Origin of the sequence: Streptomyces sp. NPDC051555 (assembly GCF_044454405.1) — a bacterium.
Taxonomy (GTDB): Bacteria; Actinomycetota; Actinomycetes; order Streptomycetales; family Streptomycetaceae; genus Streptomyces.
In genome coordinates this window covers 73,103-91,994 of record NZ_JBITDP010000029.1, presented here as the reverse complement: position 1 = coordinate 91,994, position 18,892 = coordinate 73,103, and the positions used below count along the sequence as shown (strand labels likewise).

The 18,892-nt window shown below is 69.7% G+C and carries 17 protein-coding genes; 14 read left to right on the top strand and 3 right to left on the bottom strand.

Going from position 1 to position 18,892, the window contains the following annotated elements; genetic code table 11:
• Position 1 precedes the first annotated feature (1 nt).
• A complete protein-coding gene (locus ACIBEA_RS37785; protein WP_399267757.1) occupies positions 2-382 on the bottom strand; it encodes a hypothetical protein in 381 nt (126 codons plus the stop codon).
• 307 nt (positions 383-689) lie between these two features.
• The gene (locus tag ACIBEA_RS37780; protein WP_399267755.1) at positions 690-1,553 is read right to left on the bottom strand and encodes a C40 family peptidase; all 864 of its coding nucleotides are present in this window, start codon (positions 1,551-1,553) and stop codon (positions 690-692) included.
• A gap of 736 nt (positions 1,554-2,289) precedes the next feature.
• Here ACIBEA_RS37780 and ACIBEA_RS37775 point away from each other — a divergent pair.
• From ACIBEA_RS37775 to nuoN, 14 genes are read left to right on the top strand one after another with little or no spacing between them, the layout of a single operon-like run.
• Positions 2,290-2,649 carry an NADH-quinone oxidoreductase subunit A gene (locus ACIBEA_RS37775; protein WP_283452259.1) on the top strand — a complete coding sequence of 120 codons (360 nt, stop codon included), beginning with the start codon at positions 2,290-2,292 and terminating at the stop codon, positions 2,647-2,649.
• A 15-nt stretch (positions 2,650-2,664) separates the two neighbouring features.
• Positions 2,665-3,219 (top strand): NADH-quinone oxidoreductase subunit B family protein, encoded by a 555-nt coding sequence (locus ACIBEA_RS37770; RefSeq protein WP_330331952.1) that lies wholly within the window; start codon positions 2,665-2,667, stop codon positions 3,217-3,219.
• Positions 3,216-3,965, top strand: a complete 750-nt coding sequence (locus tag ACIBEA_RS37765; protein ID WP_399267752.1) for an NADH-quinone oxidoreductase subunit C — start codon at positions 3,216-3,218, stop codon at positions 3,963-3,965. Before ACIBEA_RS37770 ends, ACIBEA_RS37765 begins: the two co-directional genes overlap by 4 nt.
• Positions 3,965-5,299 (top strand): NADH-quinone oxidoreductase subunit D, encoded by a 1,335-nt coding sequence (locus tag ACIBEA_RS37760; protein WP_399267750.1) that lies wholly within the window; start codon positions 3,965-3,967, stop codon positions 5,297-5,299. The genes ACIBEA_RS37765 and ACIBEA_RS37760 overlap by 1 nt, the downstream gene beginning before the upstream one ends.
• A 50-nt stretch (positions 5,300-5,349) precedes the next feature.
• Positions 5,350-6,072 carry an NADH-quinone oxidoreductase subunit NuoE gene (nuoE, locus tag ACIBEA_RS37755; RefSeq protein ID WP_399267797.1) on the top strand — a complete coding sequence of 241 codons (723 nt, stop codon included), beginning with the start codon at positions 5,350-5,352 and terminating at the stop codon, positions 6,070-6,072.
• A complete protein-coding gene (gene nuoF / locus ACIBEA_RS37750) occupies positions 6,072-7,421 on the top strand; it encodes an NADH-quinone oxidoreductase subunit NuoF (protein ID WP_354382690.1) in 1,350 nt (449 codons plus the stop codon). Before nuoE ends, nuoF begins: the two co-directional genes overlap by 1 nt.
• Positions 7,418-9,934, top strand: coding sequence for an NADH-quinone oxidoreductase subunit G (locus ACIBEA_RS37745; protein WP_399267748.1), 2,517 nt, complete (start codon positions 7,418-7,420; stop codon positions 9,932-9,934). Before nuoF ends, ACIBEA_RS37745 begins: the two co-directional genes overlap by 4 nt.
• On the top strand, positions 9,931-11,295 hold the full coding sequence (gene nuoH, locus ACIBEA_RS37740) for an NADH-quinone oxidoreductase subunit NuoH (protein ID WP_399267746.1): 1,365 nt from the start codon (positions 9,931-9,933) through the stop codon (positions 11,293-11,295). The genes ACIBEA_RS37745 and nuoH overlap by 4 nt, the downstream gene beginning before the upstream one ends.
• The gene (gene nuoI, locus ACIBEA_RS37735) at positions 11,288-11,887 is read left to right on the top strand and encodes an NADH-quinone oxidoreductase subunit NuoI (protein WP_399267744.1); all 600 of its coding nucleotides are present in this window, start codon (positions 11,288-11,290) and stop codon (positions 11,885-11,887) included. The genes nuoH and nuoI overlap by 8 nt, the downstream gene beginning before the upstream one ends.
• Positions 11,884-12,693 (top strand): NADH-quinone oxidoreductase subunit J, encoded by an 810-nt coding sequence (locus tag ACIBEA_RS37730; RefSeq protein ID WP_399267742.1) that lies wholly within the window; start codon positions 11,884-11,886, stop codon positions 12,691-12,693. Before nuoI ends, ACIBEA_RS37730 begins: the two co-directional genes overlap by 4 nt.
• Positions 12,690-12,989: an NADH-quinone oxidoreductase subunit NuoK gene (gene nuoK, locus ACIBEA_RS37725; protein ID WP_007265827.1), complete on the top strand. Its 300-nt coding sequence runs from the start codon at positions 12,690-12,692 to the stop codon at positions 12,987-12,989. The genes ACIBEA_RS37730 and nuoK overlap by 4 nt, the downstream gene beginning before the upstream one ends.
• Before the next feature lie 12 nt (positions 12,990-13,001).
• Positions 13,002-14,921: an NADH-quinone oxidoreductase subunit L gene (gene nuoL, locus ACIBEA_RS37720; protein ID WP_399267740.1), complete on the top strand. Its 1,920-nt coding sequence runs from the start codon at positions 13,002-13,004 to the stop codon at positions 14,919-14,921.
• Between the two features lies 1 nt (position 14,922).
• On the top strand, positions 14,923-16,509 hold the full coding sequence (locus ACIBEA_RS37715) for an NADH-quinone oxidoreductase subunit M (RefSeq protein ID WP_399267738.1): 1,587 nt from the start codon (positions 14,923-14,925) through the stop codon (positions 16,507-16,509).
• Positions 16,506-18,152, top strand: a complete 1,647-nt coding sequence (nuoN, locus tag ACIBEA_RS37710) for an NADH-quinone oxidoreductase subunit NuoN (protein ID WP_399267736.1) — start codon at positions 16,506-16,508, stop codon at positions 18,150-18,152. Before ACIBEA_RS37715 ends, nuoN begins: the two co-directional genes overlap by 4 nt.
• A gap of 80 nt (positions 18,153-18,232) precedes the next feature.
• Here nuoN and ACIBEA_RS37705 read toward each other — a convergent pair whose 3' ends face one another.
• Positions 18,233-18,853 (bottom strand): Uma2 family endonuclease, encoded by a 621-nt coding sequence (locus ACIBEA_RS37705; protein ID WP_399267735.1) that lies wholly within the window; start codon positions 18,851-18,853, stop codon positions 18,233-18,235.
• Positions 18,854-18,892: the final 39 nt, after the last annotated feature.

Sequence of the window (18,892 nt, the reverse complement as noted above, 5' to 3'; positions counted from 1 at the left end):
GTTACGCCGGGGGGTCCGGCGGGGCGAGCTGCGGGAAGGACGCGATGCCGCCGTTCCCGGTGGATACGTCGTCCAGCGCCGCGGCGTCGGGTCCGTGGACGGCGTGGACGCCGCGGCGGATCAGCAACAGCCCGCACAGCAGGACGGCCAGCGAGGAACCCCAGTACAGGGCCAGGACGGCGGGGCCGTCGGGGCGGGTCCAGGGGCGCGTGGTGGTCAGCAGCCAGCCGCCGAGGGCGAGCAGGCCGAGCCCGGCGGCGGCCGCGAGCGCCGTCGCGTCGGGGACGGACGCGCGGTCGTACTGCCCGTGCTGCCCGCGCCGCCCGTACGGCCCGCGCGGTCCGTCGTGCTCGCTGTGGTGCGCGTCGTGGTGCGTGCTCAATCCGGCCACCTCCTGCCCACGATGGTAGGGCTCGGGGCGCGCATCGGAGCCGCCGGTTCCGGGGCAGTTCGGCGCGCGGGTCGGGTCCGGCTCCCGTAACCGGGGTCGCCGAAGCGGCCCTGGGGCCTGTGGGGCCGTCAGGGCGCGTGCGTGGGGTGGGGAGTCCCCCGGGGGCGCGGCGGTCGCGCACAGGGGCCGTCGGCGGCCCTCGTGCGCGGCGGCGCGGTGGCAGGACGGTGCGCGAGGGCCGGTACTCGCCCCCCGAGCGGGGGAGTACCGGCCTCCGGCGGTCCTGATCCGGGTGGGATCAGAGGATGCGGACGGCGCCCGACGGCGGGTCGTAGCTCAGCGAGCGCTCGACGATGCCGGTGCCGGAGTTCTGCGCACCGATGAACTTGCCGCCGCCGGAGTAGATGGCGACGTGGTAGGCGCTGCCGCGGCTGCCCCAGTACAGGACGTCGCCCGGCTGGAGGTTGCTCAGCGAGACGGACGTGCCCTCGGAGGACTGGTCCTGCGACATGCGCGGCAGGGAGATCCCCGCCTGACGGTACGCGGCCTGCACGAGACCGGAGCAGTCGAAGGAGGACGGGCCGGTGCCGCCCAGGACGTACGCCTTGCCGACCTGGTTGCGGGCGAAGTTGATGATGGCCGAGGCGGAGCCGGTGGCCGGGGCGCGGACGCCGGAGTCGTCGTCGGACGCCGCGGAGCCGGCGGAGGAGCCGGAGCCGGAGGAGCCCTTGGCGCTCGCGAGCTGCGTGCGGCCGTCACCGCGGTTGGCGCGGTCGGCGTCGGCCTGGCGGTTGGCCTCGTCGGTGGCCTTCTTCTCCGCGTCGGCCTTCGCCTGGGCGTCGGCCTTGGCGAGCTTGGCCTCGGCGGCGGCGCCCGTACGGGCGGTCTCCTCCTGGGCGTTCAGCTCGCCCACGAGGGCCTGCGCCCGGGTGTTGTCCGCGGCCTTGATGACGGCGGAGGACACCTGGGAGCCGAGGTCCATGTTGAGGACCGGCATCTCGAGGGTGGTCTCGGTGGCGGGTTCGGCGGCGGGGGACGCGCTCGCCGTGCCGGCCATCGCCAGCGTGCTGAGAACGCCACCGGCAACTCCGGCGCGGACCGCGAGCTTCGAGGCGCTACGGCGCGGCTTCCGGTGGCTGGGTATGTGAGCGGTGTGGGACATAGGGACAACCGGTATCAGGGGGTTGCGGGTCGCTTCAAGAAACGTGGTCTGCGCCACAGTTGCTTCAGATGAGGTTTAACCGGGCGCGTCGCGGGCCTTATTGACGCCGTAACGGGCGAACCGGACATGCGGCCGCAAGGCTGTGATCATAGGGTTTCTGTAAAAAGTCCGAATTGATCAGGTGGCTACCATCCACCCGACCAGATGGCCAAGCCCCCTTTCCGGCGGGGGAATTCCAGTGTGGCGCAGGTCACAGAACCGTCACGTGATGCGGACGTTGTGACCCCCCTGTGATGCGTCCGTGAAGTTCGTGAACGAAAGCACGCGTCCACCCCCGTCCTCGGAGGGTCCCCCGGGCGGGCTACACGGCTTCCCTTTATCACCCGCGCAGACGCTCCGCCAATTTGCATGCAGTACGCAGCATTTGATAGAGCGACACCCCTTCCACCTGCGGTGACGGGCCCAGATGTCACCTTTGGTGATCATGTGGATGCTTCGCGTACGAAGATCACCACTCATCGGACTTCATGATCGTTCGTCAGGTGGTGGAGATCACAAACTCGTTGTTGTTACCCGTGTCGCAGATCACAGACCGCCGGGCATAAGATGCGCACCAGTCCGGCTTGTGAACTGCCTCACATGCGAGCGTTCGATTGAGTGCGTGATCTTCGCGAGGCGGTACAGCGCGCCGGTGCAGCGGTCCAACGGTCAAGGACGACTGGAAGGAGCGAGGAGCGTGAATGCGTACGCGCCCATCCTCGTGCTCGGCGCCCTCGGCGCAGGGTTTGCGATCTTCTCCGTGGTCATGGCCACGCTGATCGGCCCAAAGCGGTACAACCGGGCAAAGCTTGACGCCTATGAATGCGGTATCGAACCGACCCCGGTTCCGGCCGGCGGTGGTCGCTTCCCGATCAAGTACTACCTGACGGCGATGCTCTTCATCGTCTTCGACATCGAGGTTGTCTTCCTCTACCCCTGGGCCGTCACCTTCGACTCCCTGGGGATCTTCGGGCTCGTCGAGATGCTGCTCTTCGTGCTCACCGTCTTCGTCGCCTACGCGTACGTATGGCGGCGGGGCGGCCTGGAATGGGACTGAGGGGCTGAATTCTTCATGGGACTGGAAGAGAAGCTGCCGAGCGGCTTCCTGCTGACCACCGTCGAACAGGCCGCGGGCTGGGTGCGCAAGTCATCCGTCTTCCCGGCCACGTTCGGCCTCGCCTGCTGCGCCATCGAGATGATGACCACCGGAGCGGGCCGGTACGACCTGGCCCGCTTCGGCATGGAGGTCTTCCGTGGTTCGCCGCGCCAGGCCGACCTGATGATCGTGGCCGGCCGGGTGAGCCAGAAGATGGCGCCCGTACTGCGGCAGGTGTATGACCAGATGCCTTCTCCCAAATGGGTCATTTCCATGGGGGTTTGCGCATCATCGGGTGGAATGTTCAATAACTATGCAATTGTCCAGGGCGTCGACCACATCGTCCCCGTGGACATCTATCTGCCCGGTTGCCCGCCCCGCCCCGAGATGCTGATGGACGCGATCCTCAAGCTCCACCAGAAGATCCAGGGTTCCAAGCTCGGTGTGAACCAGCAGGAGGCGGCCCGCGAGGCGGAGGAGGCGGCCCTCAAGGCGCTCCCCACCATTGAGATGAAGGGTCTGCTCCGGTGAGCGCGACGAACGACGCGACCAATGGCCGCGCGCACGAAGGGCCGGAGGGGGACGGGAACGTTCCCGCACCCCGCGGCGGCGCCGCGGGCGAGGTCATCGGCGTCCGCAAGGGCATGTTCGGGGCCACCAAGGGCGCCGACACCAGCGGCTACGGCGGCCTCGTGCGCACCGTGGCCTTCCCGGGCGCCAGCAGCCGACCGTACGGCTCGTACTTCGACGAGGTCGCGGACGAGCTCGAAGGCGCCCTGGAGGAGCAGGACCTGGTGCCGGAGAACGCCATCGAGAAGACGGTCGTGGACCGCGGCGAACTCACCTTCCACATCGCGCGCGAGCACCTCGTGACGGTGGCCTCCACCCTGCGCGACGACCCGGCCCTGCGCTTCGAGCTGTGCACCGGGGTCTCCGGCGTCCACTTCCCGGACGACAAGGGCCGCGAGCTGCACGCCGTCTACCACCTGCGCTCGCTCACCCACGGTCGGGTGCTGCGGCTGGAGGTGTCGGTCCCGGACCGCGATCCGCACCTCCCGTCGCTGGTGTCGGTCTATCCGACCAACGACTGGCACGAGCGCGAGACGTACGACTTCTTCGGCCTGGTCTTCGACGGGCACCCCGCCCTCACCCGGATCATGATGCCGGACGACTGGCAGGGCTTCCCGCAGCGCAAGGACTACCCGCTCGGCGGCATCGCCGTCGAGTACAAGGGCGCCCAGATCCCGGCTCCCGACCAGCGGAGGTCGTACAGCTGATGTCCACTTCACCCGAGACGTCCCACGCCTCCTCCCGCGAGACCACCGAAGGCACCGTCTACACCGTCACCGGCGGCGACTGGGACGAGGTCGTGCAGTCGGCCGCCCGCGCCGACGACGAGCGGATCATCGTCAACATGGGTCCCCAGCACCCGTCCACGCACGGCGTGCTGCGGCTGATCCTGGAGATCGACGGCGAGACGGTCACCGAGGCCCGCTGCGGAATCGGCTACCTGCACACCGGGATCGAGAAGAACCTCGAATTCCGCAACTGGACGCAGGGCACCACCTTCGTGACGCGGATGGACTACCTGACGCCGTTCTTCAACGAGACGGCGTACTGCCTGGGCGTCGAGAAGCTCCTCGGCATCACGGACCAGGTCCCCGACCGCGCCACCGCCATCCGCGTCCTGCTGATGGAGCTGAACCGGATCTCCTCCCACCTGGTGTGCATCGCCACCGGCGGCATGGAGCTGGGCGCGACCACGATCATGATCTACGGCTTCCGGGACCGCGAGCTGATCCTCGACCTCTTCGAGCTGATCACCGGTCTGCGCATGAACCACGCGTTCATCCGCCCCGGCGGCCTCGCCCAGGACCTGCCCGCGGGCGCGATGGACCAGCTGCGCGACTTCGTGAAGACCATGAAGAAGAACCTGCCGGAGTACGACAAGCTCGCCACCGGCAACCCCATCTTCAAGGCCCGCATGCAGGACGTCGGCTACCTCGACCTCACCGGCTGCATGGCGCTCGGCGCCACCGGCCCCGTCCTGCGCTCGGCGGGCCTGCCGCACGACCTGCGCAAGACGGACCCGTACTGCGGCTACGAGGAGTACGAGTTCGACGTACCGACCACCGAGTCCTGCGACTCCTACGGCCGGTTCCTGATCCGCCTCGAAGAGATGCGGCAGTCGCTGCGGATCGTCGAGCAGTGCCTGGACCGGCTGGAGCCCGGGCCGGTCATGGTCGCCGACAAGAAGATCGCCTGGCCCGCGCAGCTCGCGATGGGACCGGACGGCCTCGGCAACTCGCTCGACCACATCAAGAACATCATGGGCACCTCCATGGAGGCCCTCATCCACCACTTCAAGCTGGTGACCGAGGGCTTCCGGGTACCGGCCGGCCAGGCGTACGCGGCCGTCGAGTCCCCCAAGGGCGAACTGGGCGTCCACCTCGTCTCCGACGGCGGCACCCGCCCCTACCGGGTCCACTTCCGCGACCCGTCCTTCACCAACCTGCAGGCCATGGCGGCGATGTGCGAGGGCGGCCAGGTCGCCGACGTCATCGTGGCCGTCGCCTCCATCGACCCCGTGATGGGAGGCGTCGACCGATGACGACCGCACTTTCCGGAGGGGACACCCCCCGGTCCCCCCTCTCCCTCGGGATGCCCCGGCTGCCGGCCCCCGACTACCCGGCCGAGGTGCGCGCCCGGCTCGCGGCGGACGCGCAGGAGGTCATCGCCCGCTACCCCGACAGCCGCTCCGCGCTGCTGCCGCTGCTGCACCTCACGCAGTCCGAGGAGGGGTACGTCTCGCGCACCGCCATCCGGTTCTGCGCCGAGATGCTGGGCCTGACCACCGCCGAGGTCACCGCGGTGGCGACCTTCTACACGATGTACCGGCGCAAGCCCTCGGGCGACTACCAGGTCGGCGTCTGTACGAACACCCTGTGCGCGGTCATGGGCGGCGACGCCATCTTCGACGAGCTGAAGCAGCACCTGGGCGTCGGCAACAACGAGACCACCGGCGACGGCAAGGTGACGCTGGAGCACATCGAGTGCAACGCGGCCTGCGACTTCGCCCCCGTGGTGATGGTCAACTGGGAGTTCTTCGACAACCAGACCCCCGAGTCCGCGAAGGCCCTGGTCGACGACCTGCTCGCGGGCCGCCCGGTGCAGCCGACCCGGGGCGCGCCGCTGTGCACGTACAAGGAGACGGCCCGGATCCTGGCCGGCTTCCCGGACGAGCGCCCCGGCGCCGTCGAGGCGAGCGGCGGCGCGGGTCCCGCCTCGCTGATCGGGCTGCGGATCGCGCGCGGCGAGGTCCCGCACCAGAGCGGCAAGGTCGTCGGCCCGCGCGCCGAGGCGAGTGCCGAGGAGGGGGAGTGATGACGGTGACCACCGAACTGAACGAGAACGGGACCAGCCCCGAGAAGTTGCTGGCGCCCGTGCTCTCCGCGTTCTGGGACGAGCCGAACTCGTGGACGCTGGAGACCTACCGGCGCCACGACGGGTACGAGGGCCTGCGCAAGGCGCTGGCGATGACCCCGGACGACCTGATCGCCTACGTGAAGGACTCGGGGCTGCGCGGCCGCGGCGGCGCCGGCTTCCCGACCGGAATGAAGTGGCAGTTCATTCCGCAGGGTGACGGCAAGCCGCACTACCTGGTCGTGAACGCGGACGAGTCGGAGCCGGGGACCTGCAAGGACATCCCGCTGCTCTTCGCCAACCCGCACTCCCTCATCGAGGGCATCGTGATCGCCTGTTACGCGATCCGCTCGCAGCACGCCTTCATCTACCTGCGCGGCGAGACCGTCCCCGTACTGCGCCGCCTGCACGAGGCCGTGCGGGAGGCGTACGCGGCGGGCTACCTCGGCAAGGACGTCCTGGGCAGCGGCCTGGACCTGGAACTGACGGTCCACGCGGGCGCGGGCGCGTACATCTGTGGTGAGGAGACCGCGCTCCTCGACTCGCTCGAAGGCAGGCGTGGCCAGCCCAGGCTGCGTCCCCCCTTCCCCGCGGTCGAGGGGCTCTACGCGTGCCCCACCGTGGTGAACAACGTCGAGTCCATCGCGTCCGTTCCCGCGATCCTGAACCGGGGCAAGGACTGGTTCAAGTCGATGGGGACCGAGAAGTCCCCCGGTTTCACGCTGTACTCGCTCAGCGGGCACGTCGTGGGACCCGGCCAGTACGAGGCCCCCCTCGGCATCACCCTGCGCCAGCTCCTCGACATGAGCGGCGGCATCCGCCCCGGGCACCGGTTGAAGTTCTGGACCCCCGGCGGCTCCTCGACCCCCATGTTCACCGAGGAGCACCTGGACGTGCCCCTGGACTACGAGGGCGTCGGCGCGGCCGGTTCCATGCTGGGCACCAAGGCGCTCCAGTGCTTCGACGAGACGACCTGCGTGGTCCGCGCGGTCACCCGCTGGACCGAGTTCTACGCGCACGAGTCCTGCGGCAAGTGCACCCCGTGCCGCGAGGGCACCTACTGGCTGGTCCAGTTGCTGCGCGACATCGAGGCCGGCAAGGGCGTCATGTCCGACCTCGACAAGCTGAACGACATCGCCGACAACATCAACGGCAAGTCGTTCTGCGCGCTCGGCGACGGCGCGGCCAGCCCCATCTTCTCCTCGCTGAAGTACTTCCGCGCGGAGTACGAGCAGCACATCACGGGCAAGGGCTGCCCCTTCGACCCCAAGAAGTCGACCCTCTGGGCTGACACGGAGGTGAACGCGTGACCGTCACCAGTAATGCTCCCGCCGGTGGCGGAGAGGCCGCGCCGCGGCCGAAGGCCGAGGACACGGTGTCCTTGACCATCGACGGCGTCGAACTGTCGGTGCCCAAGGGGACCCTGGTCATCCGGGCCGCCGAGCAGATCGGCGTCGAGATCCCCCGGTTCTGCGACCACCCGCTGCTCGCCCCGGTCGGCGCCTGCCGCCAGTGCATCGTCGAGGTGGAGGGCCAGCGCAAGCCGATGGCCTCCTGCACCATCACCTGCACCGACGGCATGGTCGTCAAGACGCAGCAGACCTCGCCCGTCGCGGACAAGGCCCAGCGCGGGGTGATGGAGCTGCTGCTCATCAACCACCCGCTGGACTGCCCGGTCTGCGACAAGGGCGGCGAGTGCCCGCTGCAGAACCAGGCGATGTCGCACGGCAACTCCGAATCCCGCTTCGAGGGCCAGAAGCGGACCTACGAGAAGCCGGTCCCGATCTCCACCCAGGTGCTGCTGGACCGTGAGCGCTGCGTGCTGTGCGCGCGCTGCACCCGCTTCTCCAACCAGATCGCCGGGGACCCGATGATCGAGCTGTTGGAGCGCGGCGCGCTCCAACAGGTCGGCACCGGCGAGGACGACCCCTTCGAGTCGTACTTCTCCGGCAACACCATCCAGATCTGTCCGGTCGGCGCGCTCACCTCCGCCGCCTACCGCTTCCGCTCGCGCCCCTTCGACCTGGTCTCCTCGCCGAGCGTGTGCGAGCACTGCGCGGGCGGTTGCGCGACCCGCACCGACCACCGCCGCGGCAAGGTGCTGCGTCGCCTGGCGGCCGAGGACCCCGAGGTCAACGAGGAGTGGGTCTGCGACAAGGGCCGCTTCGGGTTCCGCTACGCGCAGCGTCCCGACCGGCTGACCACCCCGCTGGTGCGCGGCAGCGACGGGGTGCTCGCCCCGGCGAGCTGGCCCGAGGCGCTGGCGGCCGCGGCCGCCGGGCTGTCCGCGGCGCGCGGCCGGGCGGGGGTGCTCACCGGCGGTCGCCTCACCGTCGAGGACGCCTACGCCTACGCCAAGTTCGCGCGGGTGGTGCTGGACACCAACGACATCGACTTCCGGGCCCGGGTGCACAGCGCGGAGGAGACCGACTTCCTGGCCTCCTCGGTCGCCGGCCGCGGCAAGGACCTCGACGGTGACGGAGTCACCTATACCTCGCTGGAAGCGGCGCCCGCCGTCCTGCTCGTCGGCATCGAGGCCGAGGAGGAGGCCCCCGGCGTCTTCCTGCGGCTGCGCAAGGCCCACCTGGCGCGCAAGCAGCGGACCTTCGGCCTCGCGCCCTTCGCCACCCGCGGTCTGCAGAAGGCGGGCGGCACCCTGCTGGCCGCCGCCCCCGGCACCGAGCCCGAGTGGTTGGACGCCCTCGCCTCCGGCACCGGTCTGGAGGACGGCGCGCACGCGGCCGCCGAGGCGCTGCGGTTGCCGGGCGCTGTCATCGTCGTCGGCGAGCGGCTCGCGGCCGTCCCGGGCGCGCTGACCGCGGCCGTACGGGCGGCCACCGCGACCGGCGCCGCCCTCGTGTGGATCCCGCGCCGGGCCGGCGAGCGGGCCGCGATCGAGGCGGGAGCGCTGGCGTCCCTGCTGCCGGGGGCCCGGCCGGCCACCGACCCGCGGGCCCGCGAGGAGGTCGCCGCGGCCTGGGGGCTGGACGAACTCCCGCACCGCTACGGCCGCGACACCGGCCAGATCGTCGAGGCGGCGGCCGGCGGTGAACTGGGCGCGCTGCTCGTCGGCGGCGTCGAGGTCGCCGACCTGCCGGATCCGGTCCGGGCCCGCGAAGCCCTCAAGGAGGCCTTCGTGGTCTGCCTGGAGCTGCGGCCGAGCGAGGTCACCGATCTCGCGGACGTGGTCCTGCCGGTGGCGGCCGTCGCGGAGAAGGCCGGTGCCTTCATCAACTGGGAGGGGCGCGTGCGCCCGTTCGAGGCCGCTTTGAAGCCCGACCAGATGACCCGTCGGCTGGCCCCGGCCGACGCCCGCGTGCTGCACATGCTGGCCGACGCGGCCGACCGGCCGATCGCGCTGGCCGACGTACACGCCGTGCGTCGGGAGCTGGACCGGCTCGGGCCGTGGGCCGGTGCCCGCGCCGGCGCGCAGGGTGTGGACACCGCGCCGCTGCCCCGGCCGGGCGTGGGCGAGGCGGTCCTGGCGGGCCACCGGCTGCTCCTGGACCAGGGTCTGCTCCAGCAGGGCGACGAGGCCCTGGCCGGGACCCGGCACGAGGCCGGTGCCCGGCTGTCGGCGGCCACCGCCGCCGAGACCGGGGTCAAGAACGGCGACGTCCTCGCCGTCACCGGACCGGCCGGCTCGGTGGAACTGCCGCTGCGGATCACCGAGATGCCCGACCGGGTGGTGTGGCTCCCGCTGAACTCCACCGGATCCGGCGTCCTCGCGGACACCGGTGCCCGTCCGGGCGCCCTGGTCCGCATCGGCCCCGCGACCCGGCGGGCCGAGACCGGCGACGCCACTTCGGAGGTGGACGCGTGAACGGCGTACAAATCGCTGCCGAGGACCTGTCGCTCTTCGGCAAGGACGTCTGGTGGCTGGTGCTCATCAAGGCGGTGTTCTGCTTCGCCTTCCTGATGGTGACCGTGCTCTTCTCCATCGTGTGGGAGCGCAAGGTCGTCGCCTGGATGCAGCTGCGCATCGGCCCCAACCGGCACGGCCCCTGGGGCTTCCTCCAGTCGCTGGCCGACGGCGTCAAGCTGATGCTCAAGGAAGACATCGTCGTCAAGCGGGCCGACAAGGTGGTGTACATCCTGGCCCCGATCATCGCGGCGGTGCCGGCCTTCATGGCCATCGCGGTGATCCCCTTCGGGCCCTCCGACAACCAGGTCTCGATCTTCGGCCAGCGCACCACGATGCAGCTCACCGACCTGCCGATCGCGATGCTGTACGTGCTCGCGGTGGCCTCGGTCGGGATCTACGGCATCGTGCTCGCGGGCTGGTCGTCGGGTTCGACGTACCCGCTGCTCGGCGGCCTGCGCTCCTGCGCGCAGATGATCTCCTACGAGATCGCGATGGGCGCGGCCTTCGCCTCGGTCTTCCTCTACTCCGGGTCGATGTCGACCTCGAAGATCGTGGAGGCGCAGGGCGACCGCTGGTTCATCGTGCTGCTGCCGGTGTCCTTCATCATCTACGTCGTCACGATGGTGGGCGAGACCAACCGCGCCCCCTTCGACATGCCGGAGTCCGAGGGCGACCTGGTCGGTGGCTTCAACACCGAGTACTCCTCGATCAAGTTCGCGCTCTTCATGCTGGCCGAGTACGTGAACATGGTCACCGTCTCGTCGGTCGCGACCACCCTGTTCCTGGGCGGCTGGCGGGCCCCGGCGCCGATCTCGACGTACTGGGAGGGCGCGAACCACGGCTGGTGGCCGATGCTCTGGTTCGTCCTCAAGGTCCAGCTGTTGCTCTTCTTCTTCATCTGGCTGCGCGGCACGCTGCCCCGCGTGCGCTACGACCAGCTGATGAAGCTCGGTTGGAAGGTCCTCATCCCGGTATCCGTCGTCTGGCTGATGCTGGTGGCGACCGTACGGGCGCTGCGCAACGAGCGGTACGACTTCTCGGAGATCGTGCTGTACGTCGGCGGGGGCGTCGTGGCGGTCCTGTTGCTGTCCCTGGTCGCGGACGTCTTCCGCGACCGCAAGGGGAAGGCGGCCGCGGCGGCCGAGGTGAGCGACGCCGAGCCCTTCGATCCGCTGGCGGGCGGCTTCCCGGTTCCGCCGAAGCCAGGCCAGCACCTGGCACCCGTACCGCGCAGGCGTCCCCGCACCGAGCGGGAGCTGATCGTCAGTGGCGGGCCGAACAACGACAGTGACCGAGAGGAGGGTGCTGAGGATGTCTGACACCGACGAGAACGAGAAGTGGCAGAACCCGGTCGCCGGCTTCGGCGTGACCTTCAAGGCCATGTTCAAGAAGCGGCTGACCGAGCAGTACCCGGAGCAGCCCAAGACCACGGCCCCGCGCTTCCACGGACGACACCAGCTCAACCGGCACCCGGACGGTCTGGAGAAGTGCATCGGCTGCGAGCTGTGCGCCTGGGCCTGTCCCGCCGACGCGATCTACGTGGAGGGTGCGGACAACACCGAGGAGGAGCGCTACTCCCCGGGCGAGCGCTACGGCCGCGTCTACCAGATCAACTACGCCCGTTGCATCCTGTGCGGGCTGTGCGTCGAGGCGTGCCCGACCCGGGCGCTGACCATGACGAACGAGTTCGAGCTGGCCGACTCCAGCCGCGAGGCGCTCATCTACACCAAGGAGCAGCTCCTCTCCGGGCTCACGGAGGGCATGGTCGAGGCCCCGCACTCGATCTTCCCGGGCATGGACGACCAGGACTACTACCGCGGGTTGGTGACGGAGGCCGCTCCGGGCACGGTCCGCCAGGTCGCCGTCTCCAAGGGCGAGGGCGCCGCCGAGTCCGAGGAGGTGGGCGCGTGAACGCCGTGGCCGCCGCCTCGCTCACCTCCACCGGTGAGGCCGTGCAGTTCTGGGTCCTGGGCACCGTCGCCGTGATCGGCGCGCTGTGCACGATCTTGATGAAGAAAGCCGTCCACAGCGCGCTGTGCCTGGCCGGGACGATGATCATCCTGGCGGTCTTCTACCTCGCCAACGGTGCGTACTTCCTGGGCGTCGTCCAGGTCATCGTCTACACCGGCGCGATCATGATGCTCTTCCTCTTCGTGGTCATGCTCGTCGGCGTCACCGCCGCGGACTCGCTCACGGAGACCATCAAGGGCCAGCGCTGGCTGGCGCTGGTGTGCGGGCTCGGCTTCGGCATCCTGCTGATCGCCGGGATCCGCAACGCCTCCCTGAACCACTTCAACGGGCTGGGGAAGGTCAACTCGGCGGGCCACGTCGAGGGTCTGGCCACGCTGATCTTCACCAAGTACGTGTTCGCCTTCGAGATCACCGGCGCGCTGCTCATCACGGCGGCCGTCGGCGCGATGGTGCTCACCCACCGCGAGCGCACCGAGCGGGCCGCGACCCAGCGCGAGCTGGCCGAGCGGCGCGTGCGCGAGGGCGTCCAGCTCCCGCCGCTGCCCGCCCCCGGCGTCTACGCCCGGCACAACGCGGTGGACGTCGCCGGTCTGCTGCCGGACGGCACCCCGTCCGAGCTGACCGTCAACCAGACCCTGCGCGCCCGGGGCCAGATCCGGGACGTGTCCGGCAAGGCGCTGGAGGACCTGAAGGCGCTGGAGCAGGCCTCGTCCGAGCGGCTCGGCCGTGAGGAGGCATCGAAGTGAATCCCGTCAACTACCTCTATCTCGCCGCCCTGTTGTTCACCATCGGCGCGGCGGGCGTGCTCATCCGCAAGAACGCGATCGTCCTGTTCATGTGCGTCGAGCTGATGCTCAACGCCTGCAACCTGGCTTTCGTGACCTTCTCCCGGATGCACGGCAACCTGGACGGTCAGATCATCGCCTTCTTCACGATGGTGGTCGCCGCCGCAGAGGTCGTGGTCGGCCTGGCGATCATCGTGTCGCTGTTCCGTACCCGGCACTCGGCCTCGGTCGACGACGCCAGCCTGATGAAGCTGTAAGGGGCGCTCACCGTGGAGAACATGATCGCGCTGCTCGTAGCGGCGCCCCTGCTCGGAGCGGCGGTGCTGCTCTGCGGCGGCCGCCGGCTCGACAAGGTCGGGCACCTGCTCGGCACCCTGCTCGCCGCCGTCTCCTTCGGGATCGGCGTGGCGCTCTTCACCGACATGCTCGGCCGCGCCGTCGAGGACCGGGCGATGCACCAGCGGCTCTTCAGCTGGATCCCGGTGGAGGGCTTCCGGGCTGACCTCGGCTTCCAGCTCGACCAGCTGTCGATGACCTTCGTCCTGCTGATCACCGGTGTCGGCACGCTCATCCACGTGTACTCGATCGGGTACATGGAGCACGACGAGCGCCGCCGCCGTTTCTTCGGCTACCTCAACCTCTTCCTCGCGGCGATGCTGATCCTGGTCATCGCCGACAACTACCTGCTGCTGTACGTCGGGTGGGAAGGCGTCGGTCTCGCGTCGTACCTGCTCATCGGCTTCTGGCAGCACAAGCCCAGCGCGGCGACCGCCGCGAAGAAGGCCTTCCTGGTCAACCGGGTCGGCGACATGGGCCTGTCGATCGCCATCATGCTGATGTTCACCACCTTCGGGACCTTCGCCTTCGGACCGGTCCTGGGCGCGGCGGGCACTGTGACATCAGGCGCTGCCGCACCGGTCTCCGAGGGCAAGCTGACGGCCATCGGCCTGATGCTGCTGCTCGCCGCGTGCGGCAAGTCGGCCCAGGTGCCGCTCCAGTCCTGGCTCGGCGACGCGATGGAGGGCCCGACCCCGGTCTCGGCCCTGATCCACGCGGCGACGATGGTGACCGCCGGCGTCTACCTGATCGTCCGCTCGGGCGCCATCTTCAACGGGGCGCCGGACGCGCAGACCGCGGTCGTCGTGGTCGGCGCGGTGACGCTCCTCTTCGGTGCGATCGTCGGTTGCGCGAAGGACGACATCAAGAAGGCCCTCGCCGGCTCGACGATGTCGCAGATCGGCTACATGATCCTGGCCGCGGGCCTCGGCCCCATCGGCTACGTCTTCGCGATCATGCACCTGGTGACGCACGGCTTCTTCAAGGCGGGCCTCTTCCTCGGCGCGGGTTCCGTGATGCACGGGATGAACGACGAGGTCGACATGCGCAAGTACGGCGCCCTGCGCATCTACATGCCGGTCACCTTCGTCACCTTCGGCCTCGGCTATCTCGCCATCATCGGCTTCCCGGGGCTGTCGGGCTTCTTCTCCAAGGACAAGATCATCGAGGCGGCCTTCGCGAAGGGCGGCACCGAGGGCTGGATCCTCGGCGGCGTCGCCCTGCTGGGCGCCGCGATCACCGCGTTCTACATGACGCGCGTGATGCTGCTGACCTTCTTCGGCGAGAAGCGCTGGCAGCCCGACGCGGAGGGCCACGCGCCGCACCCGCACGAGTCCCCCAGGTCCATGACGATCCCGATGATCGTGCTGGCCTTCGGCTCCGTCTTCGCGGGCGGCGTCTTCAGCATCGGCGACCGCTTCCTCAAGTGGCTGGAGCCGGTCACCGGCCACGAGCACGGCAACCCGCCGGTCAGCGCCCTGACGGTGACCCTGGCCACCATGGTGGTGCTGGTCCTCGGGGTCGGCGTCGCCTGGGCGATGTACGGCCGCAGGCCCGTCCCGGTGGTCGCCCCGCGCGGCTCGCTGCTGACCCGGGCGGCCCGACGGGACCTGCTCCAGGACGACTTCAACCACGTCGTGCTGGTGCGCGGCGGCGAGCACCTGACCCGCTCGCTCGTCTACGTCGACCACAGCCTCGTCGACGGGGTGGTCAACGGTACGGCCGCCGCGGTCGGCGGGCTGTCGGGACGGCTGCGCAAGCTCCAGAACGGCTACGCCCGCAGCTACGCGGTCTCGATGTTCGGGGGCACGGCGATCCTGATCGCCGCGACCCTGCTGATGAGGGCGGTGTGAGATGAATTTCCCGCTTCTGACGGCGACGGCGGCGCTGCCCGCGGTCGGCGCGATCCTGACGGCGGCCGTACCGGCCGCGCGCCGGACCGCCGCCAAGTGGCTCGCGCTGCTCGTCTCGCTGGCGACACTGGCGCTGGCCGCCCTCGTCGCGGTCCGCTTCGATCCGGGCGGCGACCGCTTCCAGCTCACCGAATCCCACTCCTGGATCAAGGACTTCGGGGTCCGCTACGAGGTGGGCGTGGACGGCATCGGGGTGGCGCTGATCGCGCTCACCGCGCTGCTGATCCCGTTCGTCATCGCGGCGGGCTGGCACGACGCCGACCCCCTGGAGACCCACTCCTCGCGCTGGCGGCCGACGCAGGGCTTCTTCGCGCTGATCCTGCTGGTCGAGGCGATGGTGATCATCTCCTTCGCGGCCACCGACGTCTTCGTCTTCTACATCTTCTTCGAAGCCATGCTGATCCCGATGTACTTCCTCATCGGCGGCTTCGGGGACCGGGCACACTCCGGGTCGGATGAGAACGCGGCCGCGCAGCGCTCGTACGCGGCGGTCAAGTTCCTCCTCTACAACCTGGCCGGCGGCCTCATCATGCTGGCCGCGGTGGTCGGGCTGTACGTGGTCGCGGGGAACTTCTCCCTCCAGGAGATCATCGCCGCCCGGGCCGCCGGCACCCTGGACATGTCCCAGGGCACCGAACGCCTGCTGTTCCTCGGCTTCTTCTTCGCCTTCGCGGTGAAGGCCCCGCTGTGGCCGTTGCACACCTGGCTGCCCAACGCGATGGGCGAGGCCACCGCACCGGTGGCCGTCCTGATCACCGCGGTGGTCGACAAGGTCGGCACCTTCGCGATGCTCCGCTTCTGCCTCGGCCTCTTCCCCGAGGCCAGCAAGTGGGCCACCCCGGTCGTCCTGGTCCTGGCCCTGATCAGCATCGTCTACGGCGCGCTGCTCGCGGTCGGCCAGCGGGACATCAAGCGGCTGGTCGCCTACGCCTCGATCTCGCACTTCGGCTTCATCATCCTGGGCATCTTCGCGATGACCTCCCAGGGCCAGTCCGGCGCCACCCTCTACATGGTCAACCACGGCCTGTCGACGGCGGCGCTGATGCTGGTGGCCGGCTTCCTGATCTCGCGCCGCGGATCCCGGCTGATCGCCGACTACGGCGGCGTGCAGAAGGTGGCCCCGGTGCTCGCCGGGACCTTCCTGATCGGCGGACTGGCGACCCTCTCGCTGCCGGGCCTCGCGCCCTTCGTCAGCGAGTTCCTGGTCCTGGTGGGCACCTTCGCCCGCTACCCGGTCGTCGGCATCATCGCCACCTTCGGCATCGTGCTGGCCGCGCTCTACACGCTGGTCCTCTACCAGCGCACCATGACCGGCCCGCTGAAGGAGGAGGTCCGCGCCATGCCCGACCTGCGCCTGCGGGAGGTGCTGGTGGTCGCCCCGCTGATCGCCCTGTTGATCGGGCTCGGCGTCTACCCGAAGCCGCTGACCGAGATCGTCAACCCGGCGGTGAAGCACACCATGTCCGATGTGAAGCAGCAGGACCCCGAGCCCAGCGTGCCGGTACAGAGCGTGGAGGCCGCCAAGTGAGCACGACCGCCGTGGGCCTGTGGGCCCTGGCCGCCGATCCGATCGACAAGATCCCGGCCCCGCACATCGAGTACGCCCAGCTCTCGCCCACGCTGATCGTGCTGGGCGCCGCGCTGATCGGCGTCCTCGTCGAGGCGTTCGTACCGCGCCGGGCCCGGTACGCCGTCCAGGTGTTCGTCACCGCCGCCGCACTGGCCTCGGCCTTCGCGGCCGTGGTCGGCCTCGCCGCCGGCGGCTACGGCACCACCAAGGCGCACGTCGCCGCGATGGGCGCCATCGCCGTCGACGGACCGGCGCTGTTCCTCCAGGGCACCATCCTGCTGGCCTCCGTCGTCGCCGTCTTCACCTTCGCCGAGCGGCGCCTGGACCCGGAGGTGCACGGCAACCGGGTGGACTCCTTCGCCGCCCAGGCGGCGTCCGTCCCGGGCAGCGACAGCGAACGGGCCGCCGTCAAGGCCGGTTTCGCCACCACGGAGGTCTTCCCGCTGATGCTGTTCGCGGTCGCCGGGATGCTGATCTTCCCGGCCGCCGACGACCTGCTGACCCTCTTCGTGGCGCTGGAGGTCTTCTCCCTCCCGCTCTACCTGCTCTGCGCCCTCGCCCGCCGCCAGCGGCTGATGTCGCAGGAGGCCGCGGTCAAGTACTTCCTGCTGGGCGCCTTCTCCTCCGCCTTCCTCCTCTTCGGCATCGCGCTCCTGTACGGCTACGCGGGCTCCGTCTCGTACTCCGTCATCGCGGACGTGGTGGACGGCACCGTCCAGAAGATCGACCCGGCCCTCGCGGGGACCATGGGCAACGACGCGCTGCTGCTGATCGGTGGCGCGCTGATCCTCATGGGCCTGCTCTTCAAGGTCGGCGCAGTCCCCTTCCACATGTGGACCCCGGACGTCTACCAGGGCGCCCCCACCCCGGTCACCGGCTTCATGGCGGCGGCCACGAAGGTCGCGGCCTTCGGCGCGCTGCTGCGCCTGCTGTACGTGGTCCTGCCGGGCCTGCGCTGGGACTGGCGCCCGGTGATGTGGGGCGTCGCGATCGTCACGATGCTGGCGGGCGCGATCATCGCGATCACCCAGACCGACGTGAAGCGGCTGCTGGCCTACTCCTCGATCGCGCACGCGGGCTTCATCCTGGCCGGTGTGATCGCCACGTCGAAGGAGGGCGTCTCCTCCGTCCTCTTCTACCTGGCGGCCTACTCCTTCGTGACGATCGGCGCCTTCGCCGTGGTCACCCTGGTGCGCGACGCGGGCGGCGAGGCCACGCACCTGTCCAAGTGGGCCGGTCTCGGCCGGCGTTCCCCGCTGACGGCGGCGGTCTTCGCGGTCTTCCTGCTTGCCTTCGCCGGCATCCCGCTGACCTCCGGCTTCGCCGGTAAGTTCGCGGTCTTCAAGGCGGCGGCGGAGGGCGGCGCGGGCGCGCTGGTCGTGGTCGGTGTGATCTCCTCGGCGATCGCGGCGTTCTTCTACATCCGGGTCATCGTGCTGATGTTCTTCAGCGAGCCGAAGGCCGACGGCCCGACCGTCGCCGTCCCCTCGATGCTGACGATGACCACGATCGCGGTGGGCGTCGCCGTGACGGTGGTCCTGGGCGTGGCACCCCAGTACTTCCTCGAACTGGCCGGCCACGCGAGCACGTTCGTCCGCTGACCACCCGCCGCCGCACGCACGTCAGGGCCCGGCCCCCCTCGGAAGGGGGGGCCGGGCCCTGACGCGTGTCGGGTGCGGGACTACTCGGGGCGCCGGCGCTTCGGCGCGATCGCTTCGAGATCCAGATCGATGGGGAAGGGGACGGAGACCTTGAGGCGGTCGTGGAAGATGCCGGTGGCCACGTACTTCTGGGTTGTGGGGTCGAGTTCGTAGACGTAGACCACGGCCCGGCCGTCCTTGTTCTCCACCCTCCAGAAGTGCAGGATCCCGGCCTTGGCGTACTTCAAGGGCTTCGCTTCGCGGTCACGCCCGATCGAATCGGGAGAGACCACCTCGATGGCGAGAACCACCGCCTCAGCAGGGAAAGCAGTCTGTTCCAGAGCGTCGACAACATCCGCTCGTACGACGACGACGTCCGGCTCGGGCCGGTTCTTCTTGTCGATGCCGATGGTGATTTCGCGGAAGACCTCGTAGTCATCGGGGGCCACCGATTGCAGTTGCCACTTGCACAAGTCGATGGCCCGCTCGTGGAAGATGCTCTGCGGACTCACGAAAACCAGGCTCCCGTCGATCAGCTCCGTGTGTGGAGGCAGATTCGGAAGCGTGTCCAGGTCGTCCGCGGTCCAGCCGCCTGCCGGCGGGATGGGCCAGCGTGGCCCCGGCTCCGGTTCAGGCTGTGGCGCTACGGATTCGACGCTCATCAGTGCTCCCATGGGGCAGAGTCTCGCGAGTCCGTCCAG